The sequence below is a fragment of the Streptomyces iconiensis genome, from assembly GCF_028657195.3.
GTDB classification, from domain to species: Bacteria; Actinomycetota; Actinomycetes; order Streptomycetales; family Streptomycetaceae; genus Streptomyces; species Streptomyces iconiensis.
In genome coordinates, this window is record NZ_JANCPR020000010.1 from 57,528 (window position 1) to 79,657 (window position 22,130).

At 70.0% G+C, this 22,130-nt stretch carries 18 protein-coding genes; 14 read left to right on the plus strand and 4 right to left on the minus strand.

From position 1 onward, the window contains the following. The first annotated feature begins 264 nt into the window (after nt 1-264). The 9 genes from NMN56_RS12230 (at nt 265) to pssA (ending at nt 11,348) form a co-directional block, all read left to right on the plus strand. Nucleotides 265-2,049 (plus strand): 3-hydroxyacyl-CoA dehydrogenase family protein, encoded by a 1,785-nt coding sequence (locus NMN56_RS12230; RefSeq protein ID WP_274040060.1) that lies wholly within the window; start codon nt 265-267, stop codon nt 2,047-2,049. 89 nt (nt 2,050-2,138) lie between these two features. Continuing rightward, entirely contained in the window at nt 2,139-2,921 is a 783-nt protein-coding gene (locus NMN56_RS12235; RefSeq protein WP_274040061.1) for a TetR family transcriptional regulator, read from the plus strand. Nucleotides 2,922-3,535: 614 nt separating this feature from the next. Beyond that, complete coding sequence (gene ccrA, locus NMN56_RS12240) at nt 3,536-4,873, plus strand: crotonyl-CoA carboxylase/reductase (RefSeq protein WP_274040062.1); 1,338 nt, start codon at nt 3,536-3,538, stop codon at nt 4,871-4,873. 1 nt (nt 4,874) lies between these two features. After that, complete coding sequence (locus NMN56_RS12245) at nt 4,875-6,929, plus strand: protein meaA (protein WP_274040063.1); 2,055 nt, start codon at nt 4,875-4,877, stop codon at nt 6,927-6,929. Next, complete coding sequence (locus NMN56_RS12250; RefSeq protein ID WP_274040064.1) at nt 6,926-7,897, plus strand: HpcH/HpaI aldolase/citrate lyase family protein; 972 nt, start codon at nt 6,926-6,928, stop codon at nt 7,895-7,897. Before NMN56_RS12245 ends, NMN56_RS12250 begins: the two co-directional genes overlap by 4 nt. Before the next feature lie 3 nt (nt 7,898-7,900). Further along, nucleotides 7,901-8,425, plus strand: coding sequence for a MaoC family dehydratase (locus tag NMN56_RS12255; RefSeq protein ID WP_274040065.1), 525 nt, complete (start codon nt 7,901-7,903; stop codon nt 8,423-8,425). A gap of 1 nt (nt 8,426) precedes the next feature. Then, the gene (locus tag NMN56_RS12260; protein ID WP_274040066.1) at nt 8,427-9,641 is read left to right on the plus strand and encodes an acyl-CoA dehydrogenase family protein; all 1,215 of its coding nucleotides are present in this window, start codon (nt 8,427-8,429) and stop codon (nt 9,639-9,641) included. A gap of 170 nt (nt 9,642-9,811) precedes the next feature. Further along, complete coding sequence (locus NMN56_RS12265; protein ID WP_274040067.1) at nt 9,812-10,474, plus strand: phosphatidylserine decarboxylase; 663 nt, start codon at nt 9,812-9,814, stop codon at nt 10,472-10,474. Continuing rightward, complete coding sequence (pssA, locus tag NMN56_RS12270; RefSeq protein WP_274040068.1) at nt 10,461-11,348, plus strand: CDP-diacylglycerol--serine O-phosphatidyltransferase; 888 nt, start codon at nt 10,461-10,463, stop codon at nt 11,346-11,348. The genes NMN56_RS12265 and pssA overlap by 14 nt, the downstream gene beginning before the upstream one ends. 427 nt (nt 11,349-11,775) lie before the next feature. Here the strand turns inward: pssA and NMN56_RS12275 are convergent, their stop codons facing one another. Next, complete coding sequence (locus NMN56_RS12275) at nt 11,776-12,909, minus strand: glycerate kinase (protein WP_274040069.1); 1,134 nt, start codon at nt 12,907-12,909, stop codon at nt 11,776-11,778. Between the two features lie 173 nt (nt 12,910-13,082). On the opposite strand from NMN56_RS12275, the gene NMN56_RS12280 reads away from it, so the two are divergent. Then, on the plus strand, nt 13,083-14,792 hold the full coding sequence (locus NMN56_RS12280) for a BCCT family transporter (protein ID WP_274040070.1): 1,710 nt from the start codon (nt 13,083-13,085) through the stop codon (nt 14,790-14,792). A 13-nt stretch (nt 14,793-14,805) separates the two neighbouring features. Here NMN56_RS12280 and NMN56_RS12285 read toward each other — a convergent pair whose 3' ends face one another. Together NMN56_RS12285 and NMN56_RS12290 are read right to left on the minus strand one after the other, a co-directional pair. Beyond that, complete coding sequence (locus NMN56_RS12285) at nt 14,806-16,233, minus strand: phytoene desaturase family protein (protein ID WP_274040071.1); 1,428 nt, start codon at nt 16,231-16,233, stop codon at nt 14,806-14,808. A 21-nt stretch (nt 16,234-16,254) separates the two neighbouring features. Then, nucleotides 16,255-17,091, minus strand: coding sequence for an inositol monophosphatase family protein (locus NMN56_RS12290; protein WP_274040072.1), 837 nt, complete (start codon nt 17,089-17,091; stop codon nt 16,255-16,257). Nucleotides 17,092-17,205: 114 nt separating this feature from the next. On the opposite strand from NMN56_RS12290, the gene NMN56_RS12295 reads away from it, so the two are divergent. Both NMN56_RS12295 and NMN56_RS12300 read left to right on the plus strand, forming a co-directional pair. After that, the gene (locus NMN56_RS12295) at nt 17,206-18,030 is read left to right on the plus strand and encodes an SIR2 family NAD-dependent protein deacylase (protein ID WP_274040073.1); all 825 of its coding nucleotides are present in this window, start codon (nt 17,206-17,208) and stop codon (nt 18,028-18,030) included. A 7-nt stretch (nt 18,031-18,037) separates the two neighbouring features. Further along, nucleotides 18,038-18,973 carry an aminoglycoside phosphotransferase family protein gene (locus NMN56_RS12300; protein WP_274040074.1) on the plus strand — a complete coding sequence of 312 codons (936 nt, stop codon included), beginning with the start codon at nt 18,038-18,040 and terminating at the stop codon, nt 18,971-18,973. A 119-nt stretch (nt 18,974-19,092) separates the two neighbouring features. On the opposite strand, the gene NMN56_RS12305 is transcribed toward NMN56_RS12300, so the two are convergent. After that, complete coding sequence (locus NMN56_RS12305) at nt 19,093-19,803, minus strand: B3/B4 domain-containing protein (protein WP_274040075.1); 711 nt, start codon at nt 19,801-19,803, stop codon at nt 19,093-19,095. Nucleotides 19,804-20,028: 225 nt separating this feature from the next. On the opposite strand from NMN56_RS12305, the gene NMN56_RS12310 reads away from it, so the two are divergent. Together NMN56_RS12310 and lplAB are read left to right on the plus strand one after the other, a co-directional pair. Then, nucleotides 20,029-20,787, plus strand: coding sequence for an SDR family NAD(P)-dependent oxidoreductase (locus NMN56_RS12310; RefSeq protein ID WP_274040076.1), 759 nt, complete (start codon nt 20,029-20,031; stop codon nt 20,785-20,787). Between the two features lie 229 nt (nt 20,788-21,016). Further along, the gene (gene lplAB, locus NMN56_RS12315) at nt 21,017-22,081 is read left to right on the plus strand and encodes a lipoate-protein ligase LplAB (RefSeq protein WP_274040077.1); all 1,065 of its coding nucleotides are present in this window, start codon (nt 21,017-21,019) and stop codon (nt 22,079-22,081) included. The last annotated feature ends 49 nt before the right edge of the window (nt 22,082-22,130 follow it).

Below are 22,130 nucleotides of genomic sequence, written 5' to 3' on the forward strand. Positions count from 1 at the left end.
GATTACCCACGAGTTACGGTGCTCATCAGAGCGGTACCCCCGCTCAGGCGGCCTGGTGACGCAGCCGCCGAGAGTGCAGTCGGTTCGGTAGTGAGCATCGCAGTCGCGGCTCGGCCCGGGGACAGGGCCGATCGCCGGGGCATGTTCCGTAACTCCCCTGCCATGTGCGTGCGTACGCCCGTGCGCCCAGTAGTGCACAGAACCCTCACCCTCATCAGCCGAGCCCCGTTCAGGGGCCTGTGTCACACCCTCTGGAGTCCCGTGATGGACCGTACTCGCCTGCGCACCATCGCCGTTGTCGGCCTCGGCACGATGGGCAGCGGCATCGCAGACATTCTCGCCCGCGCCGGGCGTCAGGTCATCGGCATTGACACGAACGAAGCAGCCTCGCGGCTGGCCCTTACCTCGCTGGAGACATCGACGGCCCGCGCCGTGAGCCGCGAGAAGATGACAGAGAGCGAACGGCGGGACGTGCTCGCGCGGTTCAGCGTCCACTCCGACCTCGCGGCGGCTGCCGAAGCCGATCTCGTCATCGAGGTCGTGCCCGAGGACTACGACACCAAGTGCCAGGTCTTCGCGGTCCTCGACACGGTCGTCAGGCCAGGGACCATCCTCGCCACGGGCACCAACGCGCTGTCGGTCACCCGGCTTGCCGCCGACTCCGACCGGCCCGAACGCGTTGTCGGGCTGCACTTCTTCAATCCCGCCCCCGCGATGAAACTCGTCGAGATCGTCTCCTCCGTGCTCACCTCGCCCGAGACGGTCGCCGCCGTGACCGCGCTCGCGCACGATCTGGGCAAGGACCCCATCGCGGTCGGCGACCGGCCCGGATTCGTCGCCGACGGACTGCTGTTCGGCTACCTCAACCAGGCGGCGGCGATGTACGAGGCCCGCTACGCCACCCGCGAGGACATCGACGCGGCCATGAAGCTGGGCTGCGGGCTGCCGATGGGCCCGCTCGCGCTGCTCGACCTGATCGGCGTCGACACGGCGCGTACGGTGCTCGACGCGATGTACGCGCAGTCCCAGGACCGGCTGCACGCGCCGGCCCCCGTCCTGCGCCAGCTGGCCGAAGCCGGCCTGACCGGGCGCAAGTCGGGGCGCGGCTTCTACACCTACGAGGCACCGGGCAGCGCCACCGTGGTCGCCGACGCCCTCACCCCCGACCCCGCGTCGGCAGCGCCCGCCGGCCGTGCGGTCGCCTCGGTCGGCGTCGCGGGCTCCGGCACGATGGCCGGCGGCATCGCGGAGGTCTTCGCCAAGGCGGGGTACCCCACGGTGCTGGCAGCGCGCAGCGAGGAGAAGGCCGAGGCGGCGAAGGCGAAGATCGCGGGGTCGCTGGAGCGCTCGGTCAAGAAGGGCCGGATGACGGCGCAGGACCGTGACGCCGCGCTGGCCCGCATCACCCCCGCGGGGACGCTCGACGCGCTCGCCGGAGTGGACCTCGCCGTGGAGGCGGTGGCCGAGGAACTGGACGTCAAGCGGGAGCTGTTCGGCACCCTGGACAAGGTCTGCAAGGACGGCGCCGTGCTGGCCACCACGACCTCCTCGCTGCCGGTCATCGCCTGCGCCCGCGCGACCTCGCGTCCCCATGACGTGGTCGGCATGCACTTCTTCAACCCGGCGCCCGCGATGAAGCTGGTCGAGGTCGTGACGACGGTGCTCACGGCCCCCGATGCGCACGCCACCGTCCGCGAGGTCTGCACACGTATACGCAAGCACCCCGTGGACTGCGGCGACCGTGCGGGGTTCATCGTGAACGCGCTGCTTTTCCCCTACCTCAACAACGCCGTGAAGATGGTCCAGGAGCACTACGCGACGCTGGACGACATCGACGCGGCGATGAAGCTCGGCGGCGGCTATCCGATGGGCCCGTTCGAGCTGCTGGACGTGGTGGGCCTGGACGTCTCGCTGGCGATCGAGCGCGTGCTGCACCAGGAGTTCCGCGACCCGGGCCTGGCACCTGCGCCGCTGCTGGAACACCTGGTCGCAGCGGGGTGCCTCGGCAGGAAGACGGGACGCGGTTTCCGCGAGTACGCAGGCCGGTGACAGGCGGCTTCGGGGGGTGGGGCGGGCTGCTTGAGCCTCCGGGGAGCAGCCCGCCCACCGAACCCGTCACAGCATGTAACGTTCCCCACATGCCAGAGCCCGCGAAGAACTCCCGTACGACTGCCTCTCGTGCGAACGGTGCAGCCACCCAGCGCCTCAAGGTGCGCCGTGAGTTGGCCGCGGCGGCGATGGAGCTGTTCGCGACAAAGGGTTACGAGGCGACGACGGTCGATGAGATCGCGGCGACGGCGGGCGTGGCCAGGCGCACGTTCTTCCGCCACTTCCGCTCCAAGGAAGAAGCGATCTTCCCCGACCACGACGACACGCTCGTACGCGCCCAGGCCGTCCTGGAGGCGGCGCCGCCGCACGAGAACCCGCTCGACACCGTGTGCCGCGGCATCAAGGAAGTCATGAAGATGTACGCCGCCTCGCCCAAGGGCAGCGTCGAGCGCTACAAGCTGACGCGCGAGGTACCGGCACTGCGGGAGCGGGAGATCGCCTCCGTCGCACGGTACGAGCGGCTCTTCACGCGCTACCTCCTGGGCCACTTCGACGAGGAGGCCCACCGGGACGGCGATGACGACCCGCTGCTCGCCGAGGTCGCCGCTTCCGCCGTCGTCACCGCCCACAACCACGTGCTGCGGCGCTGGCTGCGCGGGGGCGGAGTCGGGGACGTGGAGGCGCAGTTGGATCATGCCTTCGCGATCGTGCGCCGTACGTTCGGCACGGGCTTCGGCGCCAACCGGCCCGCCTCCGAGCAGCCGACCGCCTCGGTCAGGCGCACGGATGAGGTCCTGGTCACGGTGGCCAGGACGGACGCACCGCTCGGCGAAATCATGGCCACGATCGAACAGGCACTGGCCGGCGACTGACCCACGCACACCCAGCCCTGCCCCTCCCCCGGCAACCTCGGGCCCCCGCAACCTCGGGCCCCGGCACACCCTGCCCCTGACGTCTGCCCCTGACCCGCGGTCCCGGCGCATGATCCGTGACCGTCGCCCCGTGACCGTTGGCCCGGGGCCATTGGGCCCCGCCGTACGCCCGCCGGCGACCATCCTGCGCTGCTCGCCCGCGCCTCCCGGCGGCGACGGCATTGTCACGCCCCGGCCTGGGCCGCCAGGCCCGTTCCCTCCCGAGTTCCCTTTCCGCGCTTGCCACTTGAGGGCTCGCGGGGCGTCCGCACCCGCTCGCTGATCGATCATCGCTCATATGAGACGGCACCACGACAAGTGAGAATTCAAGGCACGCGGTGTCTTGTGCGCTGGCACTGGGTGTCATACCGTGAATTCAGTCCGGGCGCTGTCCCCGCGGTCAACTCCGCGCTGCCCGGGCCGTGCCCCCGTCACAGGGCACCCGCGCACACCCGCGCCACAGAGCACCCCGCCGAACCGACGGCACTGCCTCACCACCGACGACCTCCCATGGGGCACCTCTCGGCCGAAGGCCGGGGAGTTCCCTTCACACCGCGCTTCGCCGGAGGCAATCCGTGAACCAGATACTCGACGCGATCCTCGCGTCCGACACCTCGCCGGAGGACTTCGCAGCCCTCCCCGTCCCTGAGTCGTACCGCGCCGTGACCGTCCGCAAGGACGAGACCGAGATGTTCGCGGGGCTCGAGAGCAGGGACAAGGACCCGCGCAAGTCGCTGCACCTGGACGATGTCCCGGTGCCCGAACTCGGCCCCGGCGAGGCCCTGGTGGCCGTGATGGCCTCCTCGGTCAACTACAACTCCGTATGGACCTCGATCTTCGAACCGATGTCCACCTTCGGCTTCCTGGAGCGCTACGGCCGTCTCTCGCCGCTCACCAAGCGGCACGACCTGCCGTACCACGTCATCGGCTCCGACCTGTCCGGCGTCGTGCTGCGTACGGGCGCCGGGGTCAACTCGTGGAAGCCGGGCGACGAGGTCGTCGCGCACTGCCTGTCCGTCGAGCTGGAGTCGGCCGACGGGCACAACGACACGATGCTCGACCCCGAGCAGCGGATCTGGGGTTTCGAGACCAACTTCGGCGGCCTGGCGGAGATCGCGCTGGTGAAGTCCAACCAGCTGATGCCCAAGCCGGGGCACCTCACCTGGGAGGAGGCCGCCTCCCCCGGGCTGGTCAACTCCACCGCCTACCGCCAGCTCGTCTCCCGTAACGGCGCCGGCATGAAGCAGGGCGACAACGTGCTGGTCTGGGGCGCGAGCGGCGGACTGGGCTCGTACGCGACGCAGTTCGCGCTCGCGGGCGGTGCCAACCCGATCTGTGTGGTCTCCAGCGAGGACAAGGCCGAGATCTGCCGGAAGATGGGCGCTGAGGCGATCATCGACCGTAAGGCCGAGGACTACAGGTTCTGGAAGGACGAGCACCATCAGGACCCCAAGGAGTGGAAGCGCTTCGGCAAGCGCATCCGGGAGCTGACCGGCGGCGAAGACGTGGACATCGTCTTCGAGCACCCCGGCCGCGAGACCTTCGGCGCCTCCGTCTACGTCACGCGCAAGGGCGGCACGATCGTCACCTGCGCCTCCACCTCGGGCTACGAGCACAGCTACGACAACCGCTACCTGTGGATGTCGCTCAAGCGGATCGTCGGCTCGCACTTCGCCAACTACCGCGAGGCGTGGGAGGCCAACAGGCTGATAGCCAAGGGCAAGATCCACCCCACCCTCTCGAAGACGTACCACCTGGAAGAGACCGGCCAGGCCGCCTACGACGTGCACCGCAATCTCCACCAGGGCAAGGTCGGCGTGCTCGCGCTCTCCCCCGAGGAGGGACTCGGCGTCCGCGACCACGCGAAGCGCGAGCAGCACATCGATGCCATCCAGCGCTTCAGGAACATCTGAGATGACGCGGAAAGACCGCCCCTGGCTGATGCGGACGTACGCAGGGCACTCGACGGCCGAGGCGTCCAACGCGCTCTACCGGAACAATCTCGCCAAAGGGCAGACAGGTCTGTCGGTCGCCTTCGATCTGCCGACGCAGACGGGCTACGACCCCGATCACGTCCTCGCACGCGGCGAGGTCGGCCGGGTCGGGGTGCCGGTCTCCCATCTCGGGGACATGCGGCGGCTGTTCGACGGCATTCCGCTGGACCGGATGAACACCTCGATGACCATCAACGCCACCGCCATGTGGCTGCTGGCGCTCTACCAGGTTGTCGCGGAGGAGCAGGGCGCCGATGTCTCGCAGCTCCAGGGGACGACGCAGAACGACATCGTCAAGGAGTACCTCTCACGCGGGACGCATGTCTTCCCGCCGGTTCCCTCGCTGCGGCTGACGACGGACATGATCGCGTACACGGTCGCGCACATCCCCAAGTGGAATCCGGTCAACATCTGCAGCTACCACCTCCAGGAGGCCGGCGCGACGCCCGTGCAGGAGATCTCGTACGCGATGGCCACCGCCGTCGCCGTGCTGGACGCCGTACGGGACAGCGGGCAGGTGCCACCGGAGGAGTTCGGACGGGTGGTCGCGCGGATCTCGTTCTTCGTGAACGCGGGCGTGCGCTTCGTCGAGGAGATGTGCAAGATGCGGGCGTTCACCCGTATCTGGGACAAGGTCACATCCGAGCGGTACGGCATCACCGACCCCAAGCAGCGCCGCTTCCGCTACGGCGTGCAGGTCAACTCGCTCGGCCTGACCGAGGCGCAGCCGGAGAACAACGTCCAGCGCATCGTGCTGGAGATGCTGGCCGTCACCCTCTCCAAGGACGCGCGCGCCCGCGCCGTGCAGCTCCCCGCCTGGAACGAGGCACTGGGCCTGCCCCGGCCCTGGGACCAGCAGTGGTCGCTCCGTATCCAGCAGGTCCTCGCGCACGAGAGCGATCTGCTGGAGTACGAGGACATCTTCGCGGGGTCACAGGTGATCGAGACGAAGGTGGACACGCTGGTCAAGGAGAGCCTGACCGAGATGGGCCGGATCGAGGAGATGGGGGGCGCGATGGCGGCCGTCGAGTCCGGCTACCTCAAGTCGCAGCTGGTCTCCTCGCACGCCGAGCGCCGCGCCCGTATCGAGTCGGGCGAGGAGCGGATCGTCGGCGTCAACTGCTACGAGACGACCGAACCCAGCCCGCTCACGGCCGACCTGGACACCGCGATCATGACGGTCGATCCCGCGGGCGAGGCCGACGCCGTCGAGGCCGTACGGCGCTGGCGCGAGACGCGTGACGAGCCGTTCTGGCGCGAGGGCACCCGCGAGCCCGGCCTGTACCCGAGCGCCGCACAGGCCCTGGCCTCCCTGCGCGAGGCTGCGGGCACGGACACCAATCTGATGGAGGCCACCCTGGACTGCGCGCGCGCCGGGGTCACCACCGGGGAGTGGGCGGGCGCGCTGCGCGAGGTCTTCGGCGAGTTCCGGGCCCCGACGGGGGTGGGCGGCGCGCCCGTCGCCGTGACGGCCGAGGAGGGCTCGCTGCTGGCCTCCGTACGGCACAAGGTGGACCGCACCGCTGAGGACATGGGCGTCGGGAAGCTGCGGCTGCTGGTCGGCAAGCCCGGCCTGGACGGCCACAGCAACGGCGCCGAACAGATCGCCGTACGGGCCCGTGACGCGGGCTTCGAGGTGATCTACCAGGGCATCAGGCTCACGCCCGAGGAGATCGTCGCGGCGGCTGTCGCCGAGGACGTGCACTGCGTGGGCCTGTCCATACTCTCCGGCTCGCACGCCGAGTTGGTGCCCGACGTACTCGACAGGCTCCACGAGGCGGGGGTAACCGACCTGCCCGTCATCGTCGGGGGCATCATTCCGTCGGCGGACGCGCGGGCCCTGCGCGACGCCGGAGTCGCCGCGGTCTTCACCCCGAAGGACTTCGGCATCACGGAGATCATCGGCCGTATCGTCGACGAGATCCGGACATCCCACAAGCTCGATCGGCTCGACCCCCTGGAGGTCACTCAGTGAGCACCGTCAACCAGCCGCGCGCATCCCGCCCCCGCCGCTCGTGTCTGGCCGTGCCCGGCAGCAACCCGCGGTTCCTGGAGAAGGCGCAGGGCCTCCCCGCCGACCAGGTCTTCCTCGACCTGGAGGACGCGTGCGCCCCGCTGGCCAAGCCGGAGGCGCGGCACACCATCGTGAAGTTCCTCAACGAGGGCGACTGGACGGGCAAGACGCGCGTCGTACGCGTCAACGACTGGACCACGGAGTGGACCTACCGCGACGTGATCACGGTGGTGGAGGGCGCGGGCCCGAATCTGGACTGCGTCATGCTGCCGAAGGTGCAGGACGCGCAGCAGGTGCAGGCGCTGGACATGCTGCTCACGCAGATCGAGAAGACGATGGGCTTCGAGGCCGGCGCGATCGGCATCGAGGCACAGATCGAGAACGCCAAGGGCCTGGTGAACGTCGACGCCATCGCGGGCGCCTCGCCCCGCCTGGAGACGATCATTTTCGGCCCCGCCGACTTCATGGCCTCCATCAATATGAAGTCCCTGGTTGTGGGCGAACAGCCGCCGGGGTACCCGGCCGACGCCTACCACTACATCCTGATGCGGATCCTGATGGCGGCCCGCACGCACGACCTCCAGGCGATCGACGGGCCCTACCTCCAGATCAAGAACGTGGACGGCTACCGCGAGGTCGCCCGGCGCGCTGCGGCGCTCGGCTTCGACGGCAAGTGGGTCCTGCACCCGGGCCAGGTCGAGGCGTCGAACGAGATCTTCTCGCCCTCCCAGGAGGACTACGACCACGCGGAGCTGATCCTGGACGCGTACGAGCACTACACCTCGGAGGCCGGCGGGAAGAAGGGCTCGGCCATGCTCGGGGACGAGATGATCGACGAAGCCAGCCGCAAGATGGCCCTCGTGGTCTCCGGCAAGGGCCGCGCCGCCGGTCTGCGCCGCACCACCTCCTTCGTACCGCCGGAGGGCTGAGCGATGCAATTCGGCCGTACCTACGAGGAGTTCACCGTCGGGGACGTGTACAAGCACTGGCCGGGCAAAACGGTCACCGAGTACGACGACCACCTCTTCTGCCTGCTCACCATGAACCACCACCCGCTGCACATGGACACCAACTACGCGGAGTCCACGACGGACTTCGGGAAGAACGTCGTGGTGGGCAATTACATCTACTCGCTGCTGCTCGGCATGTCCGTGCCCGATGTCTCAGGCAAGGCCATCGCCAATCTGGAGATCGAATCGCTCCGGCACGTGGCCCCGACCTTTCACGGCGACACGCTCTACGGCGAGACGACGGTGCTCGGCAAGGTTCCGTCGAAGTCGAAGAACGACCGGGGAATCGTGCACGTGGAGACCAAGGGTTACAAGCAGGACGGCACGCTCGTGTGCGTCTTCCGCCGCAAGGTGATGGTGCCGACCGAGGCATACATCAAGGAACGCGGCGGTGAACAGCCGGGCCGCCCCGTACTTCGGGAGCCCGAGCCGAAGGGGGCGAAGTGAGATGGGACGGCTCGCACAGACCGAGGGCCTGACGGAGATCCAGCGGGAAATACTCGCGACGGTGCGGAGTTTCGTCGACAAGGAGATCCTCCCCGTCGCCACGGAACTTGAGCACAAGGACGAGTACCCGACCGAGATCGTCGAGGGACTCAAGGATTTGGGGATCTTCGGATTGATGATCCCGGAGGAGTACGGCGGTCTCGGTGAGTCACTGCTCACCTACGCTCTGTGCGTCGAGGAGATCGCGCGCGGCTGGATGAGCGTGTCGGGCATCATCAACACGCACTTCATCGTCGCCTACATGCTCCAACAGCACGGAACACCGGAACAGAAGGATCATTTCCTGCCGAAGATGGCGACGGGCGAGATACGCGGCGCCTTCTCCATGTCGGAACCCGCACTCGGCTCGGATGTCTCGGCCATCTCGTCCACGGGCGTACGCGCGCCGGACGGCTCCGGCGACTTCCTGCTCACCGGCCAGAAGATGTGGCTGACCAACGGCGGCTCGTCCACCCTGGTCGCGGTCCTGTGCAGAACGGACGAGGGGCACCCCGAGGGAACGGCACCGCACAAGTCGATGACCACATTCCTGGTGGCGAAGACACCGGGATTCGGCGAGGTCAGGCCCGGCCTCACCATTCCGGGGAAGATCGACAAGATGGGCTACAAGGGCGTCGACACCACCGAACTGATCATGGATGAACTGCGCGTTCCGGCCGATCGCGTACTCGGCGGAAACACGGGCCGGGGTTTTTACCAGATGATGGACGGCGTCGAGGTCGGCCGGGTGAATGTCGCCGCGCGTGGCTGCGGCGTCGCACAGCGTGCCTTTGAACTCGGCATCGACTACGCCCAGCAGCGCCACACCTTCGGAAAGCCGATCGCCCAGCACCAGGCCATTCAGTTCAAGCTGGCCGAGATGGCCACAAAGGTCGAGGCGGCACACGCGCTGATGGTGGGAGCCGCCCGCAAGAAGGACTCGGGTCAACGCAATGACCTGGAGGCCGGAATGGCGAAATATCTCGCCTCGGAGTACTGCAAGGAGGTCGTGGAGGACTCGTTCCGCATCCACGGCGGGTACGGTTTCAGCAAGGAATACGAGATCGAGCGGCTCTACCGAGAGGCGCCGATGCTCCTGATCGGCGAAGGAACCGCCGAGATCCAGAAGATGATCGTGGGCCGACGTCTCCTGGAGGAGTACCGCTCCCAGGACTGAATGTCCATTTCGGGGTGTTTTCTTGCAGATCAAGATCACACCCCGAGCCGGGACTTCGGACACTGACTGGCCCTCTGGCTTGCCCAGTTGCCGTCAGAAACCGATAGCATCCCGGGAAAGCCGCCGTCCCCCTGTCACCTACGCGGCTCCCTCCGCTACGAAGGTCATTCATGCCCCACAGCCCATCCTCTGCAACCAGCGGCTCCGCCTCACGCGGTCGAGTCCGCCTCGCACGCGGAGCGTCGCCGTGGCTCCTGCCGACCGTGGCCACGGCGGCTCTCAGCCTCGCGCGCTGCCGGAGGTCCGGACGCGCCGCGGCGGTAGCCGTGCCCGCCACCGCGCTCGCGGCGGGCATGCTGTGGTTCTTCCGCGACCCGGAGCGGGAAATCGGCCAGGGCCGGGTGATCTCACCGGCCGACGGTGTGGTGCAGAGCATCATGCCGTGGAAGGACGGCCGCACCCGCGTCGCCATCTTCATGAGCCCGCTGAACGTCCATGTCAACCGCGCACCGCTCGCGGGCACCGTGACGTCCGTCGAGCACATCCCCGGTGGCTTCGTTCCGGCGTTCAACAAGGAGAGCGAGAACAACGAGCGCGTCGTCTGGCACTTCGACACGGAGCTGGGCGACATCGAGATGGTCCAGATCGCCGGCGCCGTTGCCCGGCGCATCGTTCCTTACGTGCCCTGCGAGGCCAAGGTCGAGCAGGGCGAGCGCATTGGGCTGATCCGATTCGGCTCCCGGGTGGACGTCTACCTTCCCGAGGGGGTCGAGGCCGCCGTCGAGGTCGGCCAGGCCACGACAGCGGGGGTGACTCGCCTTGACCGTGATTGATCCCGATACCCAGGCCGCCTGGGTGCCCGGCGCCGAGAGGTCGGCCGACACGGACACCGACGACGACTACACCGAGGACTCAACGGATGAGATGCCCCTGTCGACGCGGTTGTCGATAGCGGACACGCTCACGCTGGGTAACGCGACCTGCGGCTTCATGGCCGTGTACTTCACCACCACCGGTGTCCTCATCCCGCACCTCACGGGGAGCGAGGACGGCGGCATGGCGCGGCACAGTGCCGCGACCGCCGTCGTGCTGATGCTGATGGCCTCGATCTTCGACCTCTTCGACGGGCTCGTCGCACGCAAGCTGCGCAGCTCCGCGATGGGGGCCGAGCTGGACAACCTCTCCGACCTCATCAGCTTCGGGCTGGCGCCCGCGTACTTCGTGGTCGTGTGGGGGATGGTCGCCAACGACGCGCACCAGAGAGTGTCGGTGGTGGCCGCCATCGTGGTGTTGCTGGCGGTGGTGCTGCGGCTTGCGAGATTCTCGTGCGTGACCGTACGAAGTGGCGTATTCCAAGGCATGCCAGGGCCTTTCGGCGCATTGACGGTTATTTCGATCGTCCTCCTGGAGTTGCCCTTCGTCCCGACCGCGCTCGCGATCGTGGGCGTCGCCTGGCTGATGGTCAGCCGCGTCGAATACCCCAAGCCGCGGGGCCGACTGGCCGTCGCCATGCTGTGCTGGATCGTCCTCAGCATGGGCCTGCTCGCCGCATGGGCCTTCGACGCCCCCGGCGGCGAGCTGCTGCTCCAGACCGGCTGCGCCCTCCAGGTGGTCCTGGGCGCCGTGATCCCCCTCTTCGCCACCGCCCGCCGCGTGAACTCGTTCCGCGACAACCGCCGCGAAGCGAGGGCTGCCGCCCAGGGCTAACCCCCTCCCTCCACCCCAAAAGGGCCCGAGCCACAGTTGGCTCGGGCCCTTACTTGTGCCCCTGCCCCGCCCTTTCACCGTTTCCTACGGGGGAGAGCCCCCCGCAGACCCCCATTCAGGGCGAGCTGATGCCCCTCTTCTGTTCAGGCTCGCTCGCGCTCGTCCTCAAATGCCGGACGGGCTGGATATTGCCCCCTCAGGCTTGGCTTCAGGGCTTCGCCCCTTTGCGGGGCGGGGGAGTCCAGAGGGGGCGGAGCCCCTTTTGGCGGGGGGATTGCCGGGGGGCGGAGCCCCCCGACGCCCGGCCGGCGAGGCCAACGGGGGCAAGGGGGCGAAGCCCCCATAGTGAATGGGAACGGGCTTCAACCCACAGGAACAACAACAGGGGGGACACGGGGCGAAGCCCCGAACAGAAAAGGCGAACGAACTACAGGTTCTCTTCAGCGAGCCGCTGAGCCAACGCCTCCAACAACGGCCCAGCCTCAGCCATACACCGACCCACATCAGCCTCAAGGTCCGTCAGCGCGTACGCACGCGCAATCCCCGCCGCCTTCAACGCCTTCTCCCCGATGGCAAGCCGCCCGCAGACGGCAAGCACCGGCTTGCCGGCGTCCCGCGCGGCAGCAGCAACCCCCGCCGGCGCCTTACCGTGCAGCGTCTGCTCATCGAGCGACCCCTCCCCGGTAATGACCAGCGAGGCACGCCCGATCGCGGAGGCGACGTCCAACTCCTCCATGAGGACCTCGATCCCCGGCCGGAACCGCGCACCGAGCCCCACAAGCGCCGCGAAGCCGATCCCCCCGGCGGCGCCGGCGCCCGGCGCCCCGGCCGCCTCCGTCTCCCCCAACACCTCGGCGAGGTGCGTGAGTGCGGTGTCGAGGAGGACCACGTCCTCCTCACTGGCGCCCTTCTGCGGACCGTAGACCGCGGCAGCGCCCTTCACCCCCGTAAGAGGGTTGTCGACGTCGCTCGCGAGCACGACATCGACCTTCTTGAAGCGCGGGTCGAGGCCGGAGAGATCGGCCGAGACCAGCTCGCGCAGACCGCCCCCGCCGTAGGGGACGGGGTCACCGTCCCGGTCCAGCAGCTTGGCGCCGAGCGCGTCGAGCATCCCCGCACCGCCGTCGGTGCTCGCCGAGCCGCCGACGCCGAAGATGATGGTGCGGGCGCCCGCTTCGACGGCGGCGAGCAGGAGTTCGCCCGCACCGTAGGTGGTCGCGGTGAGCGGCACGAAGACGCCGGGCGGCAGATGCTGGAGCCCGGAGGATTCGGCCATCTCCACGACAGCCGTACTGCCGCGCAGCGCGAACGCGGCGGTGACGGGCGCACCGAGAGGCCCGGTCACCTCCGCCTCGTGGCGCTCGAAGCCGTTGGCGACGGCCGCGGCAACGGTGCCGTCACCGCCGTCCGCGACGGGGACGGCCTCAATCTCCGTTTCCGGGCGTGCTTTCCGGATACCGGCCGTGACACGTTCAGCGACCTCGACGGCCGTCAGCGATCCCTTGAACTTGTCCGCGGCGATCAGCACGCGCGCCGGTGTGGTCCGCGCCGTCGTAGTCATGGTTCTGCCCCTGGGTCTCTCTTACGTTCGAACAGGCAGTCGCGCCCGTGTGACCTTATCTGCCTGGGCCTGTCCGCGACCATGGGCCATCCCCGCGCGGCCCCGCGCCTGGGGCCGTCCGCACGGCGTGCCCGTCACTGATTCCGGTGGTAATCGCTCCATAGTGGGGCGACATGACCACCGATCTGTCCTCCACTCCCCCGTCGTCGCCCGAGCCGCATCCCGAGCCGCCGATCGACCCGCCACCGGACCGTACGGTGGTGACGATCGGGGTGCTCGCCGTCCTGGCCGTCGTTCTGTGGGCGGCGCTGGACAAGGGCTCGTTCTCCGGCGCGACGAACAGCGCGCTGAACTGGGTGCTGGCGAACTTCAGTTGGCTGTTCATGATCGCGGCCAATGTCTTCCTGGTGCTCTGCGTGGTGCTGGCGCTGGGGCGCTACGGGCGTATCCGGCTCGGAAAGGACGACGACGAGCCGGAGTTCACCGGTATGGCGTGGATCGCCATGATGTTCAGCGCCGGTATGGGCATCGGCCTGATGTTCTACGGCGTCGGTGAACCGCTCCAGCACTACGTCGAGGCGCCGCCGTTCGGCGGGCCCCAGGACGGTTCGGCCGGCGCTGAGCGGGTCGCGCTGGAGTACTCCTTCTTCCACTGGACGCTGCATCCGTGGGCGATCTACGGCATCTCGGGCCTGGCGCTCGCCTACGTCACCTTCCGCAAGGGGCGCGGCAACAGGCTCAGTGCCGTGTTCGTGCCGCTGTTCGGGCGGCGCAGGGCGGACGGCTGGCAGGGCAGAGTCGTGGACCTGCTCGCGGTGTTCGCGACGGTCTTCGGCACGGCGACGAGCCTCGGCCTCGGCGCGCTCCAGATCGCGGGCGGCCTCAACGAGACGGTGGGGCTCAGCGCGTCGACGCGCCTGGAGCTGCTGATCATCGTGGTGCTGGGGGCCGCGTTCGTCTTCTCCGCCATGTCGGGACTGCATCGGGGCGTGAAGTGGCTGAGCAGCATCAACCTCGTGCTGGCCGCCTGTCTGATGGTGTTCATCTTCGTCGTGGGCCCCACGGTCTACATCCTCAACTCGATTCCCGCGACGTTGGGCCCGTATCTCCAGGAGCTGCTGATCACCTCCACCCGTACCGGTGCCTTCGGACAGCAGCGGTGGCTGGGCGCGTGGACGATCTTCTACTGGGCGTGGTGGCTGTCCTGGGCACCGTTCGTCGGTACGTTCCTGGCGCGGATCTCGCACGGCCGTACGGTGCGCGAGTTCCTGCTGGCCGTGCTGCTGGTGCCGAGCGGCGCCTCCGCCGTGTGGTTCTGCGTGATGGGAGGCACGGCCATCCGGCTGGACAGGAACGGTGCGGCGGACATGGCAGCGCACGCCGACGACGCGGAGAAGTCGCTGTTCACGATGCTGGACGCGCTGCCACTGTCCTGGGTGACGTCCGTGGTGGCGATCCTGCTGGTGACGATGTACTTCATCACCAGCGCCGACTCGGCCTCCCTGGTGATGGGTTCGCTCACCAGCCGGGGCGCGCTGCATCCGCGCACATGGCTGGTCGTGACGTGGGGCGTACTCATGTCCGCCGTCGCCGCCGTACTGCTGCTGGCGGGCGGCCTGGACTCGCTCAAGTCCGGCACGATCCTCGTCGCCCTGCCGTTCGTCCTCGTGATGCTGGGGCTGTGCTGGGCGTTCCTCAGGGAACTTCGCCAGGACCCGGGCGCCGGGGTGACGAGGCCGCAGTCCGTGCACGGGCTGCGGGACGCGGTACGCAGGATGGTGGGCGATGTGATGCTCCAGCAGGACCAGGAGACGGGCGACCGCGCACACCACCGCCGCCTGCGCCGCGCCGCCGAGTCCCGCAAGACGGACGGCGACCGCTAGGGCCCCCGAGGGTCTAAGCCGTACGCAGCTGGCGCCACACGGCACGTGCCGCGTGGTGCCCTGACATGCCGTGCACGCCGGGGCCCGGTGGGGTGGCGGAGGAGCAGAGGAAGACGGAGGGGTGGGCCGTGGCGTACGGGACGCGCTTGAGCTTGGGCCGGATCAGCAGGCGCAGGCCGGCCGCCGAGCCGCAGGCGATGTCGCCGCCCACGTAGTTGGCGTTACGGGCCTCCAGCTGCGGGGGGCCCGCGGTGGCGCGGGCGAGGACGCGGTCGCGGAACCCGGGCGCGAAGCGCTCCATTTGGCGTTCGATCGCGTCGGTCGCGTCACCCTCCCAGCGCGCGGGCAGGTGCCCGTAGGCCCAGAAGACGTGCTTGCCCTCGGGGGCGCGTGTGGGGTCGACGATCGAGGGCTGCGAGGTGATGAGGAACGGCTTCTCGGGTGCCTTGCCGCGTACGACGGCATCGCGCATGGCGGTGTCGATGTCGTCCAGGGTGGGGCCGACGTGCACGGTGCCGGCGCGGCGGGCGGCCTCCGAGGTCCACGGGACGGGACCGTCCAGCGCGTAGTCGATCTTGAACAGGCTGGCGCCGTAGCGGAAGCCGTCGTAGGCGCTGCCGAGGCCCGCGATACGGGCGAGCGCCGTCGGTGCCGTGTCGAAGATGTACGCGCGCGCGGGCGGGAGTTCGTCCAGGCGCTTGACCTCGGTACCGGTGTGGATCGTGCCGCCCAGCGCGCGCAGATATCCGGCCAGCGCGTCCGAGATGGCCTGGGAACCGCCGCGCGGTACGGGCCAGCCGTTCGCATGCGCCGCGAGCGCGAACACCAGCGCGGGCGCCGTGATGAACGGGCTGTTCATCGGGGCGATGACGTGCCCCGCCATGCCCGCGAGGAGCGCGCGCGCCTTCTCGTCCCTGAAGCGGGCCTTGGCCCAGGTGATCGGCGGCAGCCCGGTGAGGCCGAAGCGGATGAGCTGCAACGGGTCTTTCGGGAAGCGGCCGTTGAGGGCGGAGCCGTAGCCGAGGAAGTCCTCGGACAGCGTGTCCCATCTGCCGGTGTACGGCTCGACGAGGCGGCGGTAGGCACCCGCGTCGCGCGGGCCGAGCGAGGCGGCCGTCTCACCGACGGAGCGCGAGAGCACGGCCGCCGTACCGTCGGGAAAGGGGTTGGCCATGCACAGTTCAGGGTGCAGCCACTCCAGGCCGTAGCGGTCCAGCGGCATGTTGCGGAAGGCGGGCGAGCCCGCTCCCGTGGGGTGGACGGCCGAGCAGGGGTCGTGCAGAAAGCCGGGGAGGGTCAGCTCCTCCGTACGGGCCCCTCCCCCGACGGTGCCCTTGGCCTCGAACAGCTCGACCGAGAAGCCGCGCCGGGCGAGTTCGACGGCGGCCGTCAGCCCGTTGGGTCCTGCTCCGACGACAACCGCGTCCAGGATCGGTGGCACTCTCGGCTCCCCTCGCCCTCGTCACTGAGGTCGGCTCGTGTCGCTTCCGTCACGCAGAAGCCCCACCATACGCCGCGCCGTGTCCGCGTCACGTGCCGCCGTGAAGGGCAGGGCGTTGCCGCCAGCGAGCCGGAAGGGCTCCCCCGCGACGGTGGTACTGGCGCCGCCCGCCTCGGCGACCAGGAGCAGCCCGGCCGCATGGTCCCACGCCGCCTCCCAGGTGTAGGCGACGGCGTCCAGACGGCCACCGGCGACCGCGACGTATTCGAGCCCGGCCGACCCCGTTGGCCGGGGCGCGACGCCCTCCGTACGCAGGGCGCGCAGCGCGCGCTCCTGTTCCGCGTCGGTGAAGTCGGGGTGCGAGACGGCGACGTGCAGCGTGGCGCCCGGCGCGGGCGAACCGGCCAGCAGGGCCTCGCCGTTGAGGAGCGCGCCGCCTCCGCGGCGGGCTGTGGCGGTGAGGCCGAGCACGGGCGCGTGGATCCAGGCGCCGAGGGTCTCGCCGTGGTGGGCGAGGGCGACCATGGTGCAGAAGCCCTCCTCTCCCGCGACGAACTGGCGGGTGCCGTCGATCGGGTCGATGATCCAGACGGGCGCTTCCCCGGCCAGTGCCTGGTAGGTGACGGGGCTCGCGTGCACGCCCTCCTCGCCGACGACGGCCGAGCCCGGCAGCAAGGCGGCCAGTTCGGCGCCGAGTTGGCGCTCGGCACGCTGGTCGGCGACGGTCACGAGGTCGTGGCTGCCCGTCTTGGTCTCCACCTCGTCCTCGGCGAGCTGCCGCCAGCGCGGCATGATCTCGCTCTGCGCGGTCGCACGGACCGCCCGTTCCACAGCGGCCGTCAGCTCGTCGTCGATCATTCCTTCATGGAAGCACGGACGGCCGCGCCCACGCCGCCTTCTCCGGCCGGCGCCCTCACCGGTAGGAGGCGCGGGCCCCCATGGCCGGGGACGCATCGCCCTAGAGTGGGCGGCATGGGTGCAGGAGAGAGGGAAGCGCCGCTGGTGGCGTTGCTGAGCGGGGCGGGGATCTCCACGGACTCGGGCATCCCCGACTACCGGGGCCCGCAAGGGGTGTGGCGTCGCGATCCGGAGGCCGAGAAGCTCGTGACGTACGAGTACTACATGACGGACCCCGAGATCAGGCGCCGCTCCTGGCGCATGCGCGGTGAGAGCCCCCTGTGGGAGGCCCGGCCGAACGCGGCGCACGAGGCGGTGGCCAGGCTACACGACACGGGGACGCCGACCCGCGTGATCACCCAGAACGTCGACGGCCTCCACCAGGCTGCCGGGCTCCCCGACCACAAGGTCATGGAGCTGCACGGCAACGCCCGCACGGTCCTGTGCACAGGGTGCGGCGACCGTACGACGATGCGGCGCGCACTCGAACGCGTCGCGGCGGGCGAACCCGATCCGCCGTGCGAACGCTGTGGCGCGGTCCTGAAGTCCGCGACGGTGATGTTCGGGCAGGCGCTCGACCAGGGCGTACTCGCGGAGGCCGTGGCGGTCACCAAGGCGTGCGACGAGTTCCTCGCCGTAGGAACGAGCCTTCAGGTGCAGCCCGCCGCCTCTCTCGCGGGCCTCGCCGTCGAGCACGGAGCGCGCCTGACGATCGTGAACGCCGAACCGACGCCGTACGACGCACTCGCTGCCGACCTCGTACGCGAGCCGATCAGCGAGGCCCTGCCCCGGCTGCTCGAACACCTGGGCAAGCACAACCGGCAGGACCCACAGAACCGTGCCCCGCAGGAGCCCCCGCAGGACCGACCGGGCCGACCGGGCCGACCGGGAAAGGGCTGAGCCGGCGATGTCCCGTCACCCAGCGCCGCACACCGTGCGCACCCTCGCCTCGCGGCTCCTCCCTGACGAGGACCTCCCTGACGGGGGCCTCCCGGGCGGGAGCGGCGACGTGCGCCCCGTCGATGAGGGCGGCGAGCACTCGACCTGGTGGGTCGGCACCGCACACGTGCTGCGGCTGGCGCCTGATGCGGAGGTCTCGGCCAGGCTGCGCCGCGAGATCGCGTTGCGAGCCGCGTTGCGGCCCCGGCTGACGGCGCCCGTTCCGCGCAGCGCGGCCTGCGCCACCTGGGCCGACGGGCTCGTCTGCACGCTGGACGTACGGCTGCCCGGTGTCTCGGCCGAACACCGGGAGGTGTCGGCGGAGGGCGAGGAGGACCTGGCCCAACTCCTCGCGGAACTGGGTGGGTTCACGGCGGCGGAGGCGTCCGCACTCGGCGTGCCCACGGCTCCGGCCCGCCATCTCGCGGTACTGCGGCGGGGCGCCGTACGCGCCGCGCGGACACTGGAGGAGGACGGCTGTTTCGACGGGCGGCTGCTGGGCCTCCTCGAAACGGACCCCCCGGCCGCCTCGACGGGACCGCGACCGCACGGCCTGGCACCCGCCGTCCTGGTGCACAGCGACCTCAAGGGCGAACATCTGCTGGTGGACGGCGCCGGGCGCGTGAGCGGCGTGCTGGACTGGACGGACGCGGTGTTCGGGGACCCGGCCGAGGACATCGCCGGGCTCGCGCTGTCCCTCGGTGCACCGGCCGCCGTCCGGATCGGTACGGCGGCCGGTTACGCGCCCGAACTGTCCGCACGCGGGCTCCAACTCGCGCGCTGCGACACGCTCGTCCGGCTCGCCGACCGGCTGCGGGGCATCGACGACAGCCCGCTGCCGCTCCTGCGCGCCCAACTCGCCCGCTCCTGGCGTGCCACCTCCATGGACCGGTCGGCCGACTGACGCCGCGCTCCCCCGCCGCCCCCTGCCGTCCCTTGCGCGGCCGGCCGGGTTGCCCCCTTCGCTGAGTGCCGCGCTGTCCCCCGCCCCACCCCGCCCCCGCACCGAGAGCCGGGCCGTTCCTACGCCGAGGGCCGCACCAGCCGTGTGGCCGTCGTCGCGCCGGGGCTGCTCGCGACCAGGGCCGCGGTGAGCGCGCGGCCGGCCTCGTCCACTGCCGTGTCGTCCAGCGCGCCGAGCGCGTCCAGGACGAAGAACGCACGGGTGGTGTCCTGGGAGAGGCGCGTACGCACGCACTGCCGCCAGTTCCACCTGCGGCAGGTGACCCCCTCGTCGTCGCGCCAGACGACCTCGCCGGCGCGGGGGTTCTCGGTGACCGGTTCGCCTCCGGACATGAGCGCGAACGTCTCGCTGCCGTCGGCCCTGGTCAGCCGTGCGGGACCCACGTAAAGGTCGAGGTCCTCGCCGCCCAGCGGAAGGACGTGCGCGACGGAGACGGCGTTGTAGACATCCGTCAGCCGGTCGACGCGCGGCAGGCCCTCCGGGGCGCGGCGCAGGAGCGCGTCGACGCTGGGCCGGGTGCGCTTGGGCTTGGCGCCGAACGCGCGGAAAGCCTCGTGCCACTCGGTGATGTGCGGGTGCTGGTCGGGGTCGCACGCCTTCGCCTCGGCCTCGGCGAGCAGCTCCTCGCTGAACGCGTCGCTCGGCCCTGGGCGCAGCCCCTCGGCAACGACCAGCAGGGCGCGGTAGTCCGGGCGCAGCGCGCCGACGGAGGGGTCGACGGTGGCTGCGGCCAGCCACTCCTCGGGGGTGCTCGTCTCGTTCACGCTCACGGTCCGGCTCTCTCCTCACAAACAGACAGTGCAGTCGACTGTACCAGGGGGTGCAGCTTGGGTGACTGGAGTGCCGTGTCCGGATGCCGCCAGCGGGCAGCCAGGGGCCCGGCGAGGATCGAGGGAGTCGGTTGAACCGGCAACGGATTCCCGCCGGTTCACCGCACGCAGCCGCGCTTCCCTGGCACAGCCGCACTCCCCTGACACAAGGACAAGGACATGGCCATGAACAGCAGCTCCAGCAACTCCCTGATCGGCACGACCGCACTCGTGACCGGTGGCAGCCGGGGCATCGGCGCTGCGGTCGCGCTCCGCCTCGCGGCGGAGGGCGCTGATGTCGCCCTCACCTATGTGAACGGCGCGGAGCAGGCCGGCGAGGTAGCCGGGCAGATCAAGGAGAACGGGGGCCGCGCCCTCGCACTCCGCGCCGACATGGCGGAAGCCGCGGAGGTCACCGACGCGGTGACCAGCACCGTGGCCGAGTTCGGGCGCCTCGACATCCTGGTGAACAACGCGGGCGCCGGAGCCAACGGCCCGCTCGACGAGGTCTCCCTCGACGACGTCGACAGAGTCCTCGCGGTCAATGTGCGCGGCCCGTATCTCGCGGCCCAGGCGGCAGCCCGGCATCTGCCCGAGGGCGGGCGCATCATCAACCTCGGCAGCTGCGTCGCCGCGCACGTCCCCTTCCCCGGGATGGTCCTCTACGCCGTCAGCAAGTCGGCGACCGACGGCCTCACCAAGGGTCTCGCCCGCGAACTGGGCTCCCGGGGCATCACCGTCAACCAGGTCGCACCCGGTCCGATCGACACCGACATGAACCCGGCGAGCGGCGGCGAGGGCGCTGCGGCCCAGGCGGCGCTCACCGCGCTCGGCCGGTACGGCACCTCCGAGGAGATCGCCCACACGGTCGCGCACCTCGCCTCCGGGCACGCGCGCTACATCACCGGCGCCTCCGTCGCCGTGGACGGCGGCTTCACCGCCTGACCGGTATGGAACCCTCCGTCCCGGCATACGTGGTCCCGGCATACGTGCCGCGCGCCGCCCCCTCCCGCGTACGTGCACGGAGAGCGGGGCGGCGCTCCGTCTCCGGCGTCTCCGCCATCTCCGGAGTCCTCCGTCTCTGGAGGGACGGCGGTCGGCGGTCGGCGCTGCGGGAGGCCGGAGGGTGCCGCGTTATCGTGAGGGCGATCTGTGACGAGGAAGGCGGCGCGGCATGCACGGCGAGTACAAGATCCCCGGCGGCAAACTGGTCGTGGTGGATCTCGACAAGCAGGACGAAGTGCTGCGCAACGTCCAGGTGGCCGGTGACTTCTTCCTGGAACCCGACGAGGCGCTCTTCGCCCTCACCCGCGCCCTCGAAGGCGCACCCGCGACGACGGACGCGGAAGGACTCACCCGGCGCATCAAGGCCGCGCTGCCCGAGGGCACCGTCATGTACGGCCTCACGGCCGAGGGCATCGCCGTCGCCGTACGCAGGGCGCTCGCCCAGGCCACCGACTGGGCCGACTACGACTGGCAGTTGATCCACGAAGCCCCGCAGTCCCCCGCCCTGCACATGGCGCTCGACCAGGTCCTCACCGAAGAGGTCGCCGCCGGCCACCGCCCGCCGACGCTGCGCGTCTGGGAATGGGGCGCGCCCGCCGTGATCATCGGCAGCTTCCAGTCCCTGCGCAACGAGGTCGACCCCGAGGGCGCGGCCCGGCACGGCATCGAGGTCGTACGGCGCATCTCCGGCGGAGGCGCCATGTTCGTGGAGAGCGGGAACACCATCACCTACTCGCTCAGCGCCCCGGCGTCCCTCGTCTCCGGCCTGTCCTTCGCCGACTCCTACGCCTACCTCGACGAGTGGGTACTCGGCGCACTGGGCGACATGGGCATCAAAGCCTGGTACCAGCCCCTCAACGACATCGCCACCGAAGCGGGCAAGGTCGCCGGCGCCGCACAGAAGCGCATGGTCGGCCCCGACGGCAACCCCGGCGCCGTCCTCCACCACGTGACGATGTCCTACGACATCGACGCCGACAAAATGCTCGATGTCCTGCGCATCGGCAGAGAAAAGATGTCCGACAAGGGCACCACAAGCGCCAAAAAGCGCGTCGATCCCCTTCGCCGCCAGACCGGCCTCCCCCGCGAAACCGTCATCGACCGCATGATCGCCTCCTTCCGCACCCGCTACGGCCTCCACCGGGACCACGCCACGGCGGAGGAAACGGCCCGCGCCCAGCACCTGGCCGCCACCAAGTTCGCCACCCCCGAGTGGACGGCCCGCGTCCCCTGACGCGGCATCAACTCACCGACCACGCGCACCCGGAGACCGCTGTCACGCG